The 18,183-nt window shown below is 38.3% G+C and carries 15 protein-coding genes and 2 tRNA genes; 9 read left to right on the top strand and 8 right to left on the bottom strand.

The features are described from left to right. Positions 1-93: 93 nt before the first annotated feature. Both Q360_RS0118905 and truA read right to left on the bottom strand, forming a co-directional pair. The gene (locus Q360_RS0118905) at positions 94-1,860 is read right to left on the bottom strand and encodes an ABC transporter ATP-binding protein (RefSeq protein ID WP_027078478.1); all 1,767 of its coding nucleotides are present in this window, start codon (positions 1,858-1,860) and stop codon (positions 94-96) included. Beyond that, entirely contained in the window at positions 1,857-2,603 is a 747-nt protein-coding gene (truA, locus tag Q360_RS0118900) for a tRNA pseudouridine(38-40) synthase TruA (protein WP_027078477.1), read from the bottom strand. Before truA ends, Q360_RS0118905 begins: the two co-directional genes overlap by 4 nt. A gap of 229 nt (positions 2,604-2,832) precedes the next feature. Here truA and Q360_RS0118895 point away from each other — a divergent pair, with 229 nt between their 5' ends. Beyond that, positions 2,833-3,327 (top strand): metallophosphoesterase family protein, encoded by a 495-nt coding sequence (locus Q360_RS0118895; protein ID WP_027078476.1) that lies wholly within the window; start codon positions 2,833-2,835, stop codon positions 3,325-3,327. A 132-nt stretch (positions 3,328-3,459) separates the two neighbouring features. Further along, a complete protein-coding gene (locus Q360_RS0118890) occupies positions 3,460-4,029 on the top strand; it encodes a PepSY-associated TM helix domain-containing protein (RefSeq protein ID WP_027078475.1) in 570 nt (189 codons plus the stop codon). Positions 4,030-4,083: 54 nt separating this feature from the next. Here the strand turns inward: Q360_RS0118890 and Q360_RS0118885 are convergent, their stop codons facing one another. Then, the gene (locus tag Q360_RS0118885) at positions 4,084-4,494 is read right to left on the bottom strand and encodes a DUF4293 domain-containing protein (protein ID WP_027078474.1); all 411 of its coding nucleotides are present in this window, start codon (positions 4,492-4,494) and stop codon (positions 4,084-4,086) included. A gap of 192 nt (positions 4,495-4,686) precedes the next feature. On the opposite strand from Q360_RS0118885, the gene rho reads away from it, so the two are divergent. The 3 genes from rho to Q360_RS0118865 all read left to right on the top strand — a co-directional run bounded on the left by rho (position 4,687) and on the right by Q360_RS0118865 (position 7,896). Continuing rightward, complete coding sequence (gene rho / locus Q360_RS0118875; RefSeq protein ID WP_027078472.1) at positions 4,687-6,345, top strand: transcription termination factor Rho; 1,659 nt, start codon at positions 4,687-4,689, stop codon at positions 6,343-6,345. Positions 6,346-6,526: 181 nt separating this feature from the next. Beyond that, positions 6,527-7,207, top strand: coding sequence for a hypothetical protein (locus tag Q360_RS0118870; protein ID WP_027078471.1), 681 nt, complete (start codon positions 6,527-6,529; stop codon positions 7,205-7,207). A 149-nt stretch (positions 7,208-7,356) separates the two neighbouring features. Beyond that, complete coding sequence (locus tag Q360_RS0118865) at positions 7,357-7,896, top strand: hypothetical protein (RefSeq protein ID WP_156950176.1); 540 nt, start codon at positions 7,357-7,359, stop codon at positions 7,894-7,896. A gap of 852 nt (positions 7,897-8,748) precedes the next feature. Here Q360_RS0118865 and rpsT read toward each other — a convergent pair. From rpsT to proS, 4 genes are all read right to left on the bottom strand, one after another. Next, on the bottom strand, positions 8,749-9,000 hold the full coding sequence (rpsT, locus tag Q360_RS0118855) for a 30S ribosomal protein S20 (protein ID WP_027078468.1): 252 nt from the start codon (positions 8,998-9,000) through the stop codon (positions 8,749-8,751). Between the two features lie 49 nt (positions 9,001-9,049). Continuing rightward, a tRNA-Glu gene (locus tag Q360_RS0118850) sits at positions 9,050-9,121 on the bottom strand. An 83-nt stretch (positions 9,122-9,204) separates the two neighbouring features. Continuing rightward, positions 9,205-9,276: transfer RNA gene (locus tag Q360_RS0118845), tRNA-Glu, on the bottom strand. A gap of 79 nt (positions 9,277-9,355) precedes the next feature. Further along, on the bottom strand, positions 9,356-10,831 hold the full coding sequence (gene proS / locus Q360_RS0118840; RefSeq protein WP_027078467.1) for a proline--tRNA ligase: 1,476 nt from the start codon (positions 10,829-10,831) through the stop codon (positions 9,356-9,358). A gap of 94 nt (positions 10,832-10,925) precedes the next feature. On the opposite strand from proS, the gene Q360_RS25465 reads away from it, so the two are divergent. Beyond that, entirely contained in the window at positions 10,926-12,293 is a 1,368-nt protein-coding gene (locus Q360_RS25465) for a hypothetical protein (protein ID WP_211251605.1), read from the top strand. Positions 12,294-12,330: 37 nt separating this feature from the next. Continuing rightward, the gene (locus Q360_RS0118820) at positions 12,331-13,839 is read left to right on the top strand and encodes an OmpP1/FadL family transporter (protein WP_027078464.1); all 1,509 of its coding nucleotides are present in this window, start codon (positions 12,331-12,333) and stop codon (positions 13,837-13,839) included. Between the two features lie 259 nt (positions 13,840-14,098). On the opposite strand, the gene Q360_RS0118810 is transcribed toward Q360_RS0118820, so the two are convergent. After that, the gene (locus Q360_RS0118810; protein ID WP_027078462.1) at positions 14,099-15,565 is read right to left on the bottom strand and encodes a T9SS type B sorting domain-containing protein; all 1,467 of its coding nucleotides are present in this window, start codon (positions 15,563-15,565) and stop codon (positions 14,099-14,101) included. Positions 15,566-15,943: 378 nt separating this feature from the next. Here Q360_RS0118810 and folE point away from each other — a divergent pair, with 378 nt between their 5' ends. Together folE and cysS are read left to right on the top strand one after the other, a co-directional pair. Next, positions 15,944-16,624, top strand: coding sequence for a GTP cyclohydrolase I FolE (gene folE, locus Q360_RS0118805; RefSeq protein ID WP_027078461.1), 681 nt, complete (start codon positions 15,944-15,946; stop codon positions 16,622-16,624). Positions 16,625-16,639: 15 nt separating this feature from the next. Beyond that, positions 16,640-18,121 carry a cysteine--tRNA ligase gene (gene cysS / locus Q360_RS0118800; RefSeq protein ID WP_027078460.1) on the top strand — a complete coding sequence of 494 codons (1,482 nt, stop codon included), beginning with the start codon at positions 16,640-16,642 and terminating at the stop codon, positions 18,119-18,121. The last annotated feature ends 62 nt before the right edge of the window (positions 18,122-18,183 follow it).

Raw genomic sequence — 18,183 nt, 5'->3', positions numbered from 1 at the left:
GCAATAGTTTTATAGAGTGTCATCGGAGCTGAAATTAAATACGCTTCATCTTTGATTGCTAGAAAGAAGGAGTTTACAAAAACACAAAAGCGATTAAGCCACTTCCTCTGCTAAAAATTGCGCTTCATATAGATTGCTATAGTAGCCACCCTTTTTGAGTAATTCTTTATGGGTTCCCGTTTCTACGATTTTTCCAGCGTCCATAACAATAATCTTATCCGCTTTTTTAATTGTACCTAAACGGTGTGCTATGACTATGGAAGTTCGACCCTCGGTAATTTTACCTGTTGCTTTTTGTATGAGCTGTTCAGAATAGGTATCGACAGATGAAGTAGCCTCGTCCAAGACCAAAATACTAGGATTACTGACGTAGGCACGCAGAAAAGCAATCAGTTGCCGTTGACCACTAGACAGCATCGCACCCCGTTCTTTTACATTATATTCATAACCGCCAGGGAGACTGGAAATAAATTCATCTACTCCAATAGCGGTTGCTGCTGCCTCTATATCAGCAATGCTAATATCGGGATTCTTCATAGAAATGTTGTTGGCAATAGTATCGGCAAACAGAAAAACATCTTGCAATACAACAGCGATATGGGAACGGAGAGAAGCTAGTTTGTAATTCTTTACATCCGTACCATCCACACTAATAACCCCAGAGTTTATTTCATAAAACCGATTCAGTAGATTAATAATAGTCGATTTTCCAGCTCCTGTAGACCCTACGATAGCGATGGTTTGGCCGGCTTTCACATCAAAAGAAATACCGTGAAGCACTTCTTCATCTTCCAAATAACCAAAATACACATCGGTGAATGTAATATCTCCCTTAATACTGCATTTTTCAATTTGGCCCATATCGTTGATTGAACTGTCGGTATCCAAAATCTTAAAAACCCTATTAGCCGCTACCATGCCCATCTGTAGGGTATTGAATTTGTCCGCAATCTGTCGTAGTGGTCTAAAAAGAAGATCTATCAACATGATAAAGGCAAAAACCGTACCTGCAACATCATCGGTAATATTGGCTACATTTTGCAAACCACCGTACCATACAATCAGCCCTAAGGTAATGGATGATACTATTTCAGCAATGGGAAAGAAGATAGAGTTGTACCAAACCGTTTTTAACCAAGCCTTTTTATGTTTTTCATTTATTTTTCTAAAATTTTCACTCTCTATCTTTTCCCTTGTAAAAAGCTGTACAATGCGCATACCTGTAAGACGTTCTTGAACAAAGGAATTGAGGTTAGACACTTCTGCCCTAACCTCTGTAAAAGCGACCTTCATTGCTTTTTGAAACAAGCGCGTAGCGTATAAAATCAATGGTAACACAGCAAAAACAATCAATGCCAAACGCCAATTTATATATATCATAACCCCAGCAGCTACCAACATCTTCAACAAATCGGCCACGATAACAAAAAAGCCCTGACTAAATATTTCTCCAATACGTTGCATATCGGCCACCGCACGAGTTACCAAAACACCGAGGGATGAATTGTCAAAATACTTCATTTTGAACCCTAACATTTTTTGAAATAGATTGATACGGACATCTCGAATCACGGATTCACCCAACCAGTTGGCATAATAGTTAAAGCTCAATTGGCTCAACACTTGACCTAATAATACCACCAACATGGCTATGGTAAGGTAGAGCAAACGCTGTGCATCTGCACCCTTAACTGCATCATCTATGATTTGCTTTAGAATGATGGGTGTAAGCACTGCAAATACCGATAACAGTATTGCGGCAAAAGCAACTCCGTAAAAGGTGATTCTGTAAGGTTTAGTATGGGCTATCAAACGCTTAAAAAGTCGCGTATCAAAGGCTTTTCCTGAATCTTTGCTCATTTTTTAAAAATAGTTTTAGGATAGCTAACAGCTGTTAAATATAATCCTTTTGCAGGGACTGAAACCCCGGCCCTCGTACGATCTTTACTTTTTATGATGGCCTTAACAGTATCCAAACTAGATTTTCCTGTCCCTACATCCAGTAGCGTTCCAACAATCGCCCTTACCATATTCCTAAGAAACCTATCCGCTGTAATCTTAAAAACTATATACTCGCTTTCCGCACTCCAGTGGGCATTTTTAATCTTGCAAAAATGATTATTTACCTCAGTCTTTGATTTGGAAAAACACTCAAAATCTTGCTTACCTAAAAGCAATTCCGCCGCGTTGTTCATGAGCAAAGTATCCAAAGGGTGTTTTACATAATGGGAGGCCTCCGTCAAAAAAGGATTCTTGTCATCACAAAGCCAATATTCATAGGACCGTTCCAAGGCATCAAACCGAGCATGGGCACTATCTTGCATTAAGTAAATATCCTTCACAGCAATATCATCGGGTAAAAAAGCATTAAGCCTATATACCAAATCTTCAACACCTTTAATGTAGATAAAATCAAAGTGGGCATACATTTCGCGAGCGTGCACACCTGCATCTGTTCTTCCTGCACCAACAACGTGTATTTGTTGCCGCATCAAAACAGAAAGCGAATGCTCTAAAACTTCCTGTACGGTAATGGCATTGGGTTGTTTTTGCCAACCGTGATAGGCTTGTCCAAAGTATGAAAATTGAATGAAATATCTCAAAAGGATGGCTTAGTTTTGCAAAGTGCAAAGATATACATAGTTCCTGTGTATTAGAAATGCTTTCCAAGTTTTGGTATGGCTCCTAGATTTTGAAATTAATGTTATTTTTTTTAATATTTTTAATATGAGAATCATAACAACCCGCAAAAGTACCAGTGTAAAACGCCAGACGATAAATCAAACAAGCTAGCCCATTAATAATTTATGAAAAATTTAGCCTAAAATAAAAATGACCAAGATTCTACTCCTTTCAGATACCCATTCCCATCTAGATGATATAATCTTAAAATATGCTGTCCAAGCGGATCAAATATGGCACGCTGGAGACATTGGTGACATATCGGTCACCGATAAGTTATCCAAACTAAAACCGATACGGGCAGTTTTTGGAAATATTGATAACCATGTAATTCAAACAGAATTTCCAATAAACAATAGATTTATGTGCGAAGGTGTGGATGTATTTATAACCCATATTGGAGGCTACCCACCAAAATACAACTCCAGAACTAGACCAGAAATACAGGGTAATCCGCCGAAGCTTTTTATTTCTGGACATTCCCATATCCTAAAAGTGATGATGGATAAAAAACTTGGCGTACTACACATGAATCCCGGAGCTTGTGGCAAACATGGTTTTCATCAAATACGCACCATGCTTCGTTTTCAAATAGATGGAAAGGAAATAAAGAACCTAGAAGTCATAGAACTTGGAAAACGATAAAAGCATAAGTTTACTTATGTGTTAAGACTAGCTTAAAAAGACTTAGAATTTCATTTATTTTCCCCATTTTGAGGGCTTGCCCCACATAAAAATGGGCTAGAGAAACAAACTAATACAATTTCATATTTTTTGATGGATAAAAAACTCAGTAGAAAAAAACAGGCAAAAACGATTCGTATTTTTAGAAAAGTGCACCGTATTACAGGTGCAACGCTATTTATATTTTTCTTTTTAATAGCAACCACTGGATTCTTACTTGGTTGGAAAAAGAATTCGGGAGACCTTTTAGGCTCGAAAACATATAAAGGCACAACTAGTGAACTAAAAGAGTGGTTACCACTAACCGAACTGCAATCGAAGGCAGAGGGCTATTTAAAGAACACCATTTCTACTGCATCATCAGTATCCCTAGACCGTATTGATATTCGACAAGACAAAGGAGTCGCAAAATTTATTTTTGATGATTACTATGGTGTTCAAATAGATGGCGCTACAGGAACGCTACTTCATGTAGATAGGAGACGTGCAGATTATATTGAAAATATGCATGATGCTTCCCTTCTAGATAATTATTTAGATACTAACGGATACATAAAACTGATGTATACCAACGTAATGAGTATTGCCTTGCTACTTTTTACCGTTACCGGTTTTTGGTTATGGTACGGCCCTAAGCGGATGAGAAGAACCGCGCTACATTAAAAAACCCGGGAACTACCCCGGGTTTAACGCACTAAAACTACTAAGATGTTAGGTTTAACGTAAACGGTCAACAGATTTTACAAGATCTTCATCCTTTTTTATAGCCCTATTTGCAAGGACCAAAAAAACGATAGAAAATACAGGAATCAGCATCCCAATACCCTTCTCAGAGACCAAGGTCCCTCCGGATAGATTTAGCGACCGGTAAACGAAAAATCCTAGTAAAAAAAGATTTAATATCACATTCAGTCTGTTTACCACAAACTGGTTCTTTCTATTTTTGAATAAGAAAACTACCCACAAAGCCAAAGCGCCAGAAGCATAGAAAGCTATGGAGACAATAATTTCATTTTGGGCATAAATCTCCAACCCATTGGCGTCTGACCACAGGTTTAAGAAGAACGGTAGTGTACCTGATACTAACGCAACCAAAACCAAATAAAGGGTCTGTATTCTTTGAATCATGTTATTCCCGTTCCTATTGAGTTACAAAAATACAGGTCTTTTTAAAAAATATCGGTCTATTAATGAAAAAAATTGTATTATTGTGATGTTAATAAGTATAATACTTACCATAGGTCCATCATTTCCACAAGCATATCCAAAAGCTAATACACTTCTTACAATACAAATCACGTATAATTTATTCTACATTTAATGTTTGAGATTTCAGATTTAAAAACAAAAAAGCTACCTGAGCTTCAGGAAATAGCCAAAGGACTTAATGTCCCAAAATTCAAGACACTTAAAAAATTAGATTTGGTCTATCAAATTCTAGACCTTCAAGCAGCTAATCCTACGGCCGCCGCAGCAATTATTCCGCAAAAAACGGAAGTCGCTCCAAAACCAAAGCCTAGACCAAGGGCAAGAGAAGCTAAAAAAGCTATTAAAAAAGAACCATCAGAAACGACAACAGCGCCAGCAGCGACAGCAGCGACAGCTATCCCAGAAAAGGAAGTAGCCAAAGAAGTTGTAGCACCCGATGAAGTTACAGCACCCAAAGAAGTTACGGAAACTAGAAAGCCAAGACCTAGGCCTAGACCCGCTGCAACGGAGAATAAAAACGAAAATCAAAAAAACAACCCGCATAATAAAAATCAAAAAAACAACCAAAACAAAAAACCGAATCCTAGAAGTACCCATGACAAAAGCAATTTTGACAAGGATTTAAAAAATAGGTATAAGGAACCGGAATTTGAATTCGACAGCATTATCGCCAGCGAAGGGGTTTTAGATATTATGCAAGACGGATATGGCTTCCTAAGGTCTTCCGACTATAATTATCTCTCCTCACCGGATGATATTTATGTATCACAATCTCAGATTCGTTTATTCGGACTTAAAACAGGAGATACCGTTTTAGGACAAGTGAGACCACCAAAAGAAGGGGAGAAATATTTCCCTTTAATCAAAGTGAATAAAATTAACGGTATAGACCCTCAAATCGTAAGAGATAGGGTTTCTTTTGAGCACCTTACACCACTTTTTCCGCAAGAAAAATTTAATCTAGCAGAAAGACAGAGCACAATATCGACACGTATTATAGATTTGTTCTCCCCTATAGGAAAAGGACAAAGGGGTATGATTGTATCACAGCCTAAGTCTGGTAAGACCATGTTATTAAAAGATATTGCCAACGGTATTGCGGCCAATCACCCAGAGGTGTATCAGATTATCCTTTTAATAGATGAACGACCTGAGGAAGTAACCGATATGCAGCGCAATGTAAGAGGTGAAGTGGTGGCTTCCACTTTTGACAAGGAACCAACTGAACATGTAAGGGTTGCAAATATCGTTTTAGAAAAAGCAAAACGACTTGTTGAATGCGGCCATGATGTAGTTATTCTATTGGATTCTATCACAAGGCTTGCAAGAGCATACAATACCGTACAACCAGCATCTGGCAAAGTATTAAGTGGTGGTGTTGATGCGAATGCGTTACACAAACCAAAACGCTTCTTTGGTGCTGCCCGTAATATTGAAGGTGGTGGATCATTAACCATAATTGCTACGGCCTTAACAGAAACAGGATCTAAAATGGATGAAGTTATCTTTGAGGAATTTAAAGGAACTGGTAATATGGAATTGCAATTGGATCGTAAGATTGCCAATAGAAGAATATTCCCTGCGATTGACCTTACTTCTTCAAGCACACGTAGAGATGATATTTTACTTGACGAAAGCACCTTACAACGCATGTGGATTATGCGTAAATATCTTGCGGATATGAACCCGGTTGAAGCTATGGAATTTATAGAGCAACGTTTTAAACAGACAAAAAATAACGAAGAGTTCTTGATGACTATGAACAAGTAAGCTTTTCTTAAACTATCAAAAATCCTGCTTTCATTATGAAATCGGGATTTTTTTTGTTTAAAATAAAAGAAACAAGTTACAAACCTGATAGTTAATCAAAATGAATACCTTTAAGTTATTAAAGAATCTTCCCCTAGTCTTTGATTGTATTTTCTTATAACCACCTATAAAAACACTACAAATGAACAACCAATTCGACCTAGGTGCCTTTGCACTATACACTTTTATGCTACTCAGTATTTTAAGCTGCAATACTGAGAATAAAAAAAAATTAAATGAAACTATAGCTCCAATAGCTGTTTTACCGCCTTCCAATATTATTTCACTCGAACAAGCAAAGCGTACTTACGACAATTACACAAAACATAGGATAAACCTTATTGAGCCCTACGAAACCCAACAAAGAGTTCCCGAAGAAAAGTTTGAACCGGCTCGTTTTGTAGATTTTGATTATAAAATGATAAAGGATTACATCGCATATGTAGATCAAGAAGCCAAAAAAGCAGGTGTGAAAAAGGTGACAAAATTACGTATGTACTTCGCAAATTATCCCAATGAAAAGAAATTTAAAGATGGTAAAGAAATTGTTCACCCCAGACAAAACTCTCTTTTTCTTTTACCGACTTTAGAGAAAAATGGTGGTAATTATGGATTTTATATCGGTGACGACGGGAAAGCAAAATTAATTATTGATTGGAAAGATAATCCATTGGAAAAAGGCACAGGCTCCATTCTGAAGAAAGAACGAACAGCACGAGCCAGTATGGCAGCAAACTTCTTCTCAAATACAGGCTTATACAGTGGTCAAAGTCTAATTTTAAATCGCAGCGGCTCGGGCCCACCACCTAGAACAGAATTTTAATAAGTATGTCCTCGGATCTTCTATTATTTTTAAAAACTAATTTTATAATCGGTGTTTATTTTATAGCACTTCTGATTTCAATATTTTCGTACAGGAAATATTTTGACACGGTACTAAAATATTTTCCGATAATAATTGCGTACACATTTTTGAATGAACTATTAGGACACCTTATAAAATACTCAGAAAATTTTGCCTTCCTTCTAGACAAAACATTCGCCAACGATATCATTTATAATATTTACGATATTTTCTATTATGGCTTTTTTTATATCGTTTATTGGAAATTAATTTCACAACAACAATTTAAACTATGGGTTAAACGATTATCCTTTATAGCTTTAGGGAGCTACGTACTTTCATGCTTTTTTCAAAACCCAATGCTAATAAGTCTGTACTACGCCACTTCCTTAGCCTCATTAATATTGGCTGTCATATGTATTTTATATCTTATGGACAAAGGTTCTAATTGGCAATGGAAAAAGGAAAAGTATAATCTTGTATGTTGGGTCTCTTTTGGTCTTGTATTTTTTCATTCTATTTTTCCAGTACTTTTTTTAATCGGGTTTTTACAGCAAGATATTTGGGATGCCTATGAGCTGCATACTGTTTTAAGATTTTCAATACTATCGATGTACATCCTATTCTGTATTGGATTCATAAAGAGCAGAAAAAGAAGTTTTGGGTAAATCGAATACGAATTGTATAATAAATAATATTGTAGAGCACTAAAGCAAAGGTTCACCCACTGCACGATACCATTAGCAAAAGACATTCGATACTAAACGCATCTTAATACGTAAGGAGAAAGGAACTAGTACAATTATTACAAGAGAACGCCTTTATACTTGTGTATGCAATTGTATTGGTACTCTACCTCATTAAATACATTGTACTATTTCGAATCCAAACTAAAAGCATTCCCAATTTTACTTGCATGCATTCTTTTGACCGAAATTTTTGGGCTATTTATAAGTAGTATTGATGAGATTAAAATTGTGTTCGAGGAGAGTATAAAAATTATAACCACCTCATTTATAACATACTTTACATCCTCTTTTTTATATTTCTTCTATTTCTACAGGGCAAGCACAACCAATCCAAAACTTAAAAAGTACGTAAAATGGGCTACCCTCTTATTTTGTGTGGTTTGTTTAATTAATCCATTTTTCAAAAGTTTTATTTTGCAACCACAGCTCCTAGCCATATTTACAGGCTCAGTAGCACTTGTAACATTTGCTTACCTGTATTTAAAAGAGTACAGGAATTTACCTTCAGCATTTTCCAATTACCATAGATTATTACGATGGATAAGTATAAGGCTATTATGCTTTTATCCGTTTATTTTAGGCGTTGACCAACTAAAGGAAGCCCTTTACAATAGCCTTCACTCACACAAATTACTTTTTCTTTTGATTGTAGTGGTACATGGGTGCTTTATAATTGGCCTTTTACGCTTAGGCAATGTGCTTTCAGTTATGGAAACAAAAAAAGCCTTCTAATTAAATTAGAAGACTCCTGTAGATTGTAAACAGTACTATTTAAAGCGCAGCTACATGTTTTGCTAACTTGCCTTTAATATTAGCAGCCTTATTAGAATGAATGATATTACGTTTAGCCAAACGGTCTATCATACTAATAACACTAGGCAAAAGAGCCTGAGCATCTTTCTTGCTTTCCTCGCTACGTAATTTTTTAATTGCATTACGCGTAGTTTTGTGCTGATATCTGTTACGTAAACGTACCGCTTCGTTTCTTCTAATTCTCTTTAATGCCGACTTGTGATTTGCCATTTTCTAACTAAATTATGTTTTTATGGATATTAATATCCATTACCTTAAGTAGTCCGTAGGGGAATCGAACCCCTGTTACCAGGATGAAAACCTGGCGTCCTAACCCCTAGACGAACGGACCAATAAACAATTAAGAACTTAATCTAAGCGTTGTAAATGAATACAATACTTAATTATCCACTTTTAACCCTTCATTAAACCTTGTAGTCCGTAGGGGAATCGAACCCCTGTTACCAGGATGAAAACCTGGCGTCCTAACCCCTAGACGAACGGACCATATCTTTGCACAATTGCGGATGCAAAAATACAATTATTTTTTACTATCGCAACCCCAAGATATTATTTTTTTAATCTTTTAATATGCCTTTGCGAATAGCACCCTTTTTTGAGAAGGTTTGCCACTGATAATGCACACACCGTTTTGCTTTTCCACATCAATAGGTATACACCTAATTGTGGCTTTGGTCTCTTCCTTTATCCTGTCCTCTGTTTCGGTTGTCCCATCCCAGTGAGCAGAAATAAATCCTCCTTTCTCTTTAAGGACTTTCTTGAATTCGGCGTAAGTATCTACCAAGGTGATATGTTCTTTTCTATAATCGAAAGCCTTTTGATAAATATTCTTTTGAATGTCTTCCATTAGAAATTCTATCTTAACTACAACCTCATCCATAGGAACAGTGATTTTCTCTAAGGTATCCCGTCTTGCGACCTCATAAGTTCCGTTATCCATATCTCGCTGGCCTATAGCCAAACGTACGGGAACTCCCTTGAGCTCATACGCGTTAAATTTAAATCCTGGTTTGTACGTGTCCCTATCATCGTATTTCACAGATATTCCTTTAGATTTTAGCTCGGCAACTAAAGGTTTTACCCTTTCAGAAATCACATCCAACTGCTCCAAACCTTTGTAAATAGGGATAATAACCACTTGTATTGGCGCCAATTTTGGAGGAAGCACCAAACCATTATCATCACTATGTGTCATTACTAAAGCCCCCATAAGCCTAGTCGAAACCCCCCAAGAGGTAGCCCAAACATATTCTTTACTACCTTCCTTAGTTGCAAACTTTACATCAAAAGCCTTTGCGAAATTTTGACCTAAAAAGTGTGAAGTTCCTGCTTGTAGCGCTTTTCCATCTTGCATTAAGGCCTCTATACAATAGGTTTCTACAGCACCTGCAAAACGTTCGCTCTCTGTCTTTAACCCTTTTACAACAGGCATTGCCATATGATTCTCAGCAAAATCGGCATATACATTCATCATCTGTTCAGCTTCTTCGACTGCCTCTTTCTCAGTAGCATGTGCCGTATGCCCTTCTTGCCACAGGAACTCGGCCGTTCGTAAAAAAAGACGAGTACGCATTTCCCATCGCACTACATTGGCCCATTGATTTATCAATAAAGGCAAATCACGATACGACTGTATCCATTTTCTATAGGTATCCCAAATAATGGTCTCCGATGTTGGACGCACAATCAGCTCCTCCTCTAACTTAGCATCAGGATCAACAATAATTCCACTCCCATCCTCGGCATTTTTAAGTCGGTAATGTGTAACTACCGCACATTCTTTTGCAAAGCCTTCTACATGGCTCGCCTCCTTGCTTAGGTATGATTTAGGTATAAATAAAGGAAAATAAGCGTTCTCATGCCCTGTTTCCTTAAACATTTTATCCAGCTCTGCTTGCATCTTTTCCCATATAGCAAACCCGTAGGGCTTTATGACCATGCAGCCACGTACTCCGGAGTTTTCGGCTAAATCAGCTTTTACTACCAGCTCGTTGTACCATTTGGAATAATCCTCGCTTCTCTTGGTTAATTTTTTACTCATTACAGATAGTTTGGCACAAAAGTTGTGATTAATTAACAAAATAATACGGTAAAACTAGTTATTTTTAATATGTTCAACAATAAAATTTAGAACGATGATATATTCAGCACCCCTCAATAACCTACGTAGGATTGGAATTCTTTCCATTATCGCTTTAGTTGGCAGCTCTTGTGGTTCCTTTCAACAGGCATCTTATTGGGATAATGACGGCATATATTCTGATGAAGCACCACGTACCGTGGAACGTAGACCGGAACAACTCCCACGTCAACAATATCGTACAGAGCCCGAATCCAACACCTATTCCGATTACTTTGGCCAAAAAGCCAATCAATATAACGAAATATTGGACGGTGAAATTTTCACCGATGTAGATACTTATACAAGCAACCCAATAGATGCTCAAATAAACGAAGAGCGATTAACTGATTACTATAGCAATCCTAACGATTACCAAGGTTTTGGTGGTTGGGGAGACAATGCATCCAACGTAAATATCAATTTTCACAATAATGGTTGGGGTGGAGGTTTCAACAACTTTGGTTGGGGCGGTGGCTTCAACAACTTCGGTTGGGGCGGTGGCTTCAACAACTTCGGTTGGGGCGGTGGCTTCAACAATTTTGGTTGGGGCGGTCGCTTCAACAATTTTGGCTGGGGCGGTCGCTTCGGATGGGGCGGAGGCTTTAATAATTGGGGCTGGGGCAACAACTGGGGTTGGGGCGGAGGCTTTAACCAATGGGGCCGTAACAACCGGTTCGCAGTAAACAATTCTAGACGCGGATTTTATGGTAGAAATAATGTTGCTAACAATGTGAGAGCCATCTCTTCAAGAGGAAGGTCTAACATAAACACGAGAGGGTCATCATCTAGATATAGAAGTAACAATGCGCGCTCTTCGAACAATAGAACTACTCCAGCAAGAAGTAGTTCCACTTCCTCAAGAAGCAACAGGAGCGTGGGCACCGCTAGGTCCTATAGGGATAATATAGCGAACCGAAGAACGGTAGGCGTCGATCAAAACCGTGCCTACAGAACGAGTAGAAGCACCAGGACAGCTCCAAGAACGTATAGTTCCTCAAGAAGTAATTCTGCATACAATCGCGCAACACCAAGATCAAGAAATTACAGATCTGGGTCATCTTCCAGGGCAACAACGCCAAGAACATCTACCTATCGTAATTCGAGAGGAGGCGCTAGCAGCGGAAGGAGTTATAACTCTGGGCGTAGTAGCAGCTCTAGAAGTAGTGGAACTTACAGAAGTTCGCGCAATAGCAGTTCTAGAAGCAGCGGAACCACGAGAAGTTCGCGTAGCGGAAGCTCTAGAAGTAGCGGCAGTGCGAGAAGTTCAAGAAGCAGTTCACGTAGTAGTGGAAGCGTCAGAAGTTCTGGTGGCGGAAGCTCTAGATCTTCTGGAGGCGGACGATCTGGTGGAGGGAGATCTGGTGGAGGAAGACGTAATTAATCAATTTTTATCTCATAAATCTTAAAAAAATATCGCAATGAAAAGGCATTTAACTTTCATCTTAGTGTTTTTATGCGCTTCCTTGAGTGCACAAAACATAAATGATGTATTACGATACGGTACCGAAAATATCCAAGGAACGGCTCGCTTTCAAAGTATGGGCGGTGCTTTTGGAGCCCTTGGAGGGGACTTATCCGCATTGAATATTAACCCTGCAGGTGCTGCGGTGTTCAACAACACGCTGATCACATTTTCTGGAACTTACGTTAATACTGACAATGAAGTCAACTATTTTGGCACGCAAACCAATAGCAATATAAACGACACCAAAATCAATCAAATAGGAGGTGTTTTTGTGTTCAACAATACAAACTCAAATTCTGATTGGAAGAAATTCTCATTAGCATTCAACTACGACCTAACTAGAAATTTCGAAAATAATTATTTGATTTCAGGTAGAAGCAACCAAGGGGTCGACTCCTATTTTCTGAATTTTGCAGACGGAGTGCCGGTTGGCGACATACAAACGCTGGATGGGGAATTAATCGAGAATGCTTATTTAGATATTGGCGCCAATCAAGGGTTTGGTAATCAACAGGCATTTTTAGGTTTTCAGGCATTCCTAATAGACCCAGTAGTCGCAGATGATCCGCAAAACACACAATACGTAAGTAATGCAAGTTATATCGATGTGGACCAACGCTTACAACGAAGCAGTATAGGCTATAATTCCAAATTTACCGCGAACATAGCTTCTGAATACAAAGACAAACTTTATCTAGGAACCTCCTTAAATTTTCATAGTGTTTTCAATGAGCGTGTTGACCGACTTACGGAAACCGGTTACGATGCGGATTCTGAGATACAGCGCACCACATTCGATAATCTCTTGGTTACCGAGGGAAACGGTTTTTCTTTCACCTTAGGAGCTATCGCGAAGTTAAACGAATTTGTACGTTTGGGAGGTAGTTATCAGTCTCCGACATGGTACAGGTTAAACGATAATCTTTCACAACGAATAAACTCAAATTTAGCGCCAGAGGATATCACTTTTATAGATTTTAATATCGTTAATCTGTTTGAAACCTACACGATTCAAACTCCCAGTAAATTAACAGGTAGTCTGGCCCTTATTTTTGGGAAAAATGGACTTCTAAGTTTTGATTATGGTTACCAAGATTTTTCAAATGCGAAACTACGCCCATCAAGCGACCCAAGTTTCCAAACCGTAAATTCCGACATTGCAAATCAACTGGGTGCCGTTTCTACTTTTAGATTCGGTGGCGAATACCGTATAGCTCAGGTAAGTTTAAGAGCGGGCTACCGTTTTGAACAGAGTCCATATGCAAACACAGAAACAATTGGAGACCTCAACAGTATTTCTGGAGGTATAGGCTATAATTTTGGCGGAAACCGATTGGACTTTTCACTCAATAGGATAGACCAACAGATAAATGAGCAGTTGCTGGATACAGGATTAATTACTCCTGCCACCATAAACCGTATACGCACCAACGCAACCCTAAGTTATACGATAAATTTTTAGAGCCTTTATCTTCGCCTTTATAGGATGGAGACAGCACTCTTACTAGTAAATAGAAACGCCAGAGCTTTAACTTCAAGAAATTTAGCGGTACAAATTTCGAACCTAAAAATCAATATTTTTCTAATGCTTTCCACTAGGTTTAAAAACCGAATGGAAAGTTTTTGGTTTGGGGTTATATATGAGTGTTTGCCAGATGGGAAAATGAAAAAAGAATAGAAATAGCAGAAAACTTAGTTCAAAATATTTGACCAATGACCAATTATCGCTTTAAGGTAAAGTGCGTTCTTCTGTTTTTAGCTACAATGGGAACTACATTATCATTTTCTGAATATTCAAACTTAAACCAATAATCTGTAGATGGCATTGCACTTCCATTAAAGGTGCCGTCCCAGGTATCGGCTACGCCTAACTGCTTTAATAGTTTACCATAACGGTCAAAAATAAAGACCACTACATTGGATATACTCGTAGCATCTATTCCCTGTATATTCCAATCGTCATTGATACCATCCCCATTTGGAGTGAAAAATTTTGGGTATGCGAACACGATAAATGGAATAGGTTCGGTGATACCGCATCCATTTTTATCATTGATAATTACGGTGTTCTCTCCTGGTGGGATATTCAAGAAAACAGAACTGTCTTGAAATGCACCACCATTGATGGCAAATTCATAAGAACTATCTCCATCCATTATAAATTCTACGTCATTCTGATTAGGATCTATTGAAAGATTGGTATCCAAAATCTCTATACGATCTAAAATTGGGTCACCATAAAACGTGATAAGAACACCGCCTGAATCTACTACGGTGCTTAATGGGTTAGATGCTCTGGTTATAGTTACAAAATATCGGCCAGAATTTGGGCTCGAAACAACCAATTCAGTTTCCGTAGGTCCAGATGCTAATTGCTGGTCAGGAGTGCCATCATCGTCATAATCTACTGACCAAGTGACATTCCCTATATCTGGTCCTGCCGGAGAACGCAATGCACTAAGCACGATGTCAGGGTCACCTTCACAGGCAACAACATCCAAACCTAAAAATTCATCCCTAAGCGTACAATCCAAAGCCGTATTTTGGTCTTCCTGTACAGAGCTTCCCGTAAACGATAGCACAAACGGTTCAGAATCATCATCAAAATTAGTATTGAAATTATTTATAAAAATAAAGTATAGTTCTCCAGACTGGACATCTAACCATTCATCGTAGGTATTCTGACTCCCTATTAAAAAAGGAGCCCCTTCTTGTGCGTTTTCCGGGTTTATTCCTATACCAGTAAACGTGGTGTTATTTACTTCGTAATTACAACGGATAGGTTCTGAAGTACCATCTCCAATAATAGTGCAGTACGTTTGTCCATCAGTTTCATCATAAGGGCCATAAACGGCGAAATCCCATTCTGCAGTAGGTGCACCCATGCCTCCGTTAGTAGGCATGGCTTCAATATCAAAACCAACTTGTCCTGCAGTTCCTGCTCTAAACACATACCAAGAGGTATTATTTTCGATATTGGCAGAGCTCACACTGCCTTTCTCCAAACATCCGGTTTGGGTAATTACTTCAGGGTCAAAATCTTCTATATCTCCACCACCGTCTGCCAAGCCCATAATAGGCATATCTGCACAAACAGGTATGGCGGTTCTACAATCAGGAGAATTTTGTGCTTGTAAATCCCCAATATAAAGGAACAAACAGCAAATCAATATAGGTAGCGTTCGCATAAAACAATGAGGCTATTAGTATACTACAACATATATGATAACTGGCAGTATCCGCTTTTAGTATTATACGTCGGTTTTTTAAGCACTTAATCGATGAAATACAATCTTAGTTGGATGCTTACTCCTGCTACAATCCTACAACAGGCTCATTTTCAATCATATTGGCATCTTTTTACCTGTTATCAAAGTCGATATATGTACACCACTTATCCCTGTACCCATAGAATTATAGATATACAGCAAGTCATCAATTTGCTATGGAAAAATAAAAGCGCTAAACGGTTTTACTTAACACTAATTTATAGTCTACACACCGTGCTCTGTTGCATAAAGTGCTATATAATGTATATCTTTGCACCCTGTAAAAGCATTGTCTAAATGAAAACTGAAGGTACATTGGAAGACCATTTTGAACAGATTGGTGAAGACCATATTTCTTCCTCCGAAGAAACACCACTTCGCAAAGACGCTTTTGTTCTAAGTGATGAAGAAAAGATAGAGCGAATAAACACTAATGTGAAGGAGATTATGCTCACATTAGGACTAAACCTAGATGATGATAGTCTAAAAGGAACCCCAAACCGTGTTGCCAAGATGTTCGTTAAAGAGATTTTTGGTGGCCTACATCCAGACAGAAAACCTAAATCCTCTACTTTTGATAACAAATACAAGTATGGAGAGATGTTGGTTGAAAAAAACATAACACTCTACTCCACTTGCGAGCACCACCTGCTTCCGATTGTAGGTAGAGCTCATGTTGCCTATATTTCTAAAGGAACAGTTGTAGGTCTTTCTAAAATGAATAGAATTGTGGATTACTTTGCCAAAAGACCTCAGGTGCAAGAAAGACTTAACATCCAAATTGTAAGGGAGCTGCAAAAAGTTTTAGGTACAGATGATGTGGCATGCGTTATAGACGCAAAGCACCTTTGTGTAAACTCTAGAGGCATCAGGGATATAGAAAGTAGCACTGTAACAGCAGAGTATGGCGGAAAATTTAAAGAGGAAGCCGTACGCAGAGAATTTTTGAACTTTATTAATCTAGATACAACGTTCTAATTCTTTCAAAAAAAGATGCAACTATACGAACAACAAAAACTTAAAGTACACAACTCCCTAACAGGCAAAAAAGAACTATTCACTTCTTTAAATTCAGGCCATATTGGGATGTATGTCTGTGGACCTACAGTTTATAGCAATGTTCATCTTGGAAATTGCCGAACCTTTATGTCTTTCGACATGATATTTAGATACTTTAAACATCTAGGATATAAGGTACGTTATGTGCGAAATATCACGGATGCTGGGCATTTAGTGGATGATGCTGAAGACGGAGAAGATAAAATAGCAAAAAAGGCGCGTTTGGAACAATTGGAGCCCATGGAGGTGGTTCAGCGCTACACCGTAGATTTTCATAATATCCTTGAGAAATTCAATTTCCTGCCCCCAAGTATAGAACCAACGGCTACGGGTCACATTATTGAGCAGATTGAAATCATAAAAGTAATCATTGAAAAAGGATATGCATATGAAATTAATGGGTCTGTTTATTTTGATGTCGTAAAATTTAACGAAACCAACGATTACGGGCAACTGAGCGGTCGGAAGCTAGAAGATATGATTGCGAATACCCGCGAGCTTACCGCACAGAACGATAAACGAAGTCCACAGGATTTTGCGCTTTGGAAGAAAGCCGAACCACAGCATATCATGCGTTGGCCGTCCCCTTGGGGCGATGGCTTTCCAGGTTGGCATTTAGAGTGTACTGCAATGAGTACAAAGTACTTAGGAGAAACATTTGATATACATGGCGGTGGAATGGATTTAAAATTCCCACATCACGAATGTGAAATTGCGCAAGCAGAAGCCAGTAATGGAAAGTCCCCAGTACAGTATTGGCTACATACTAATATGCTGACCCTAAACGGGAAAAAAATGGCGAAATCTACGGGAAACAGCATTTTACCCGATGAGATATTTTCTGGAAACAACGAAGTTTTAAGCAAAGCTTTTTCACCTCCTATGGTGCGTTTTTTTATGATGCAAGCACATTACACCAGTATTCTAGATATAAGTAATGTTGCACTACTAGCTTCGGAAAAAGGATTCAATAAATTAATGGAGGCCATCAACACATTAGATGGCCTTAGTACGGCAAAAGAAACCAAATTTAACGTCTTAACATGGAAGCAATCCTGTTACGACGCCATGAACGACGATTTTAATACGCCTATCCTCATAGCTAAATTATTTGATGCTGTAAAACACATCAATCTAATAAAAGAAGGGAAAGAATTCATAAACGTTTCTGATAAAGCCTTATTAAAGGAAACGATTCACAATTTTGTTTTTGAGGTGTTGGGTTTAGAAAACAAAAAAAGCTCGGCAGCCGATACCGAAAAACTTAACGGTACCGTAGCATTGCTGATTCAGCTAAGAAAAGCAGCAAGGGAAAACAAAGACTTTGCGACTTCGGACAGTATTCGTGATCAATTGGTAGCTTTGGGAATTCAACTCAAGGATGGTAAAGAGGGCACCAGTTTTAGCATTTCTTAAAACTGAACCTATAACTATATTCAATTAGAATAGTGCTATTGCACAGCAAACAGCTAAACTTT

Source organism: Maribacter antarcticus DSM 21422, assembly GCF_000621125.1.
Classification (GTDB): domain Bacteria; phylum Bacteroidota; class Bacteroidia; order Flavobacteriales; family Flavobacteriaceae; genus Maribacter; species Maribacter antarcticus.
The sequence above is the reverse complement of the archived record's forward strand: the minus strand, read 5'-3'. Positions and strand labels throughout refer to the sequence as shown.

What these genes read in the sequence shown, in the direction of transcription:
- Q360_RS0118890 (WP_027078475.1), top strand. Translation starts at nt 3,460, where the DNA reads ATGGATAAAAAACTCAGTAGAAAAAAACAGGCAAAAACGATTCGTATT.
- cysS (WP_027078460.1), top strand. Translation starts at nt 16,640, where the DNA reads ATGCAACTATACGAACAACAAAAACTTAAAGTACACAACTCCCTAACA.
- Q360_RS0118895 (WP_027078476.1), top strand. Translation starts at nt 2,833, where the DNA reads ATGACCAAGATTCTACTCCTTTCAGATACCCATTCCCATCTAGATGAT.
- Q360_RS0118905 (WP_027078478.1), bottom strand. Translation starts at nt 1,860, where the DNA reads ATGAGCAAAGATTCAGGAAAAGCCTTTGATACGCGACTTTTTAAGCGT.
- Q360_RS0118885 (WP_027078474.1), bottom strand. Translation starts at nt 4,494, where the DNA reads ATGATTCAAAGAATACAGACCCTTTATTTGGTTTTGGTTGCGTTAGTA.
- Q360_RS0118810 (WP_027078462.1), bottom strand. Translation starts at nt 15,565, where the DNA reads ATGCGAACGCTACCTATATTGATTTGCTGTTTGTTCCTTTATATTGGG.
- proS (WP_027078467.1), bottom strand. Translation starts at nt 10,831, where the DNA reads ATGAGTAAAAAATTAACCAAGAGAAGCGAGGATTATTCCAAATGGTAC.
- Q360_RS0118820 (WP_027078464.1), top strand. Translation starts at nt 12,331, where the DNA reads ATGAAAAGGCATTTAACTTTCATCTTAGTGTTTTTATGCGCTTCCTTG.
- rpsT (WP_027078468.1), bottom strand. Translation starts at nt 9,000, where the DNA reads ATGGCAAATCACAAGTCGGCATTAAAGAGAATTAGAAGAAACGAAGCG.
- rho (WP_027078472.1), top strand. Translation starts at nt 4,687, where the DNA reads ATGTTTGAGATTTCAGATTTAAAAACAAAAAAGCTACCTGAGCTTCAG.
- folE (WP_027078461.1), top strand. Translation starts at nt 15,944, where the DNA reads ATGAAAACTGAAGGTACATTGGAAGACCATTTTGAACAGATTGGTGAA.
- Q360_RS0118870 (WP_027078471.1), top strand. Translation starts at nt 6,527, where the DNA reads ATGAACAACCAATTCGACCTAGGTGCCTTTGCACTATACACTTTTATG.
- Q360_RS25465 (WP_211251605.1), top strand. Translation starts at nt 10,926, where the DNA reads ATGATATATTCAGCACCCCTCAATAACCTACGTAGGATTGGAATTCTT.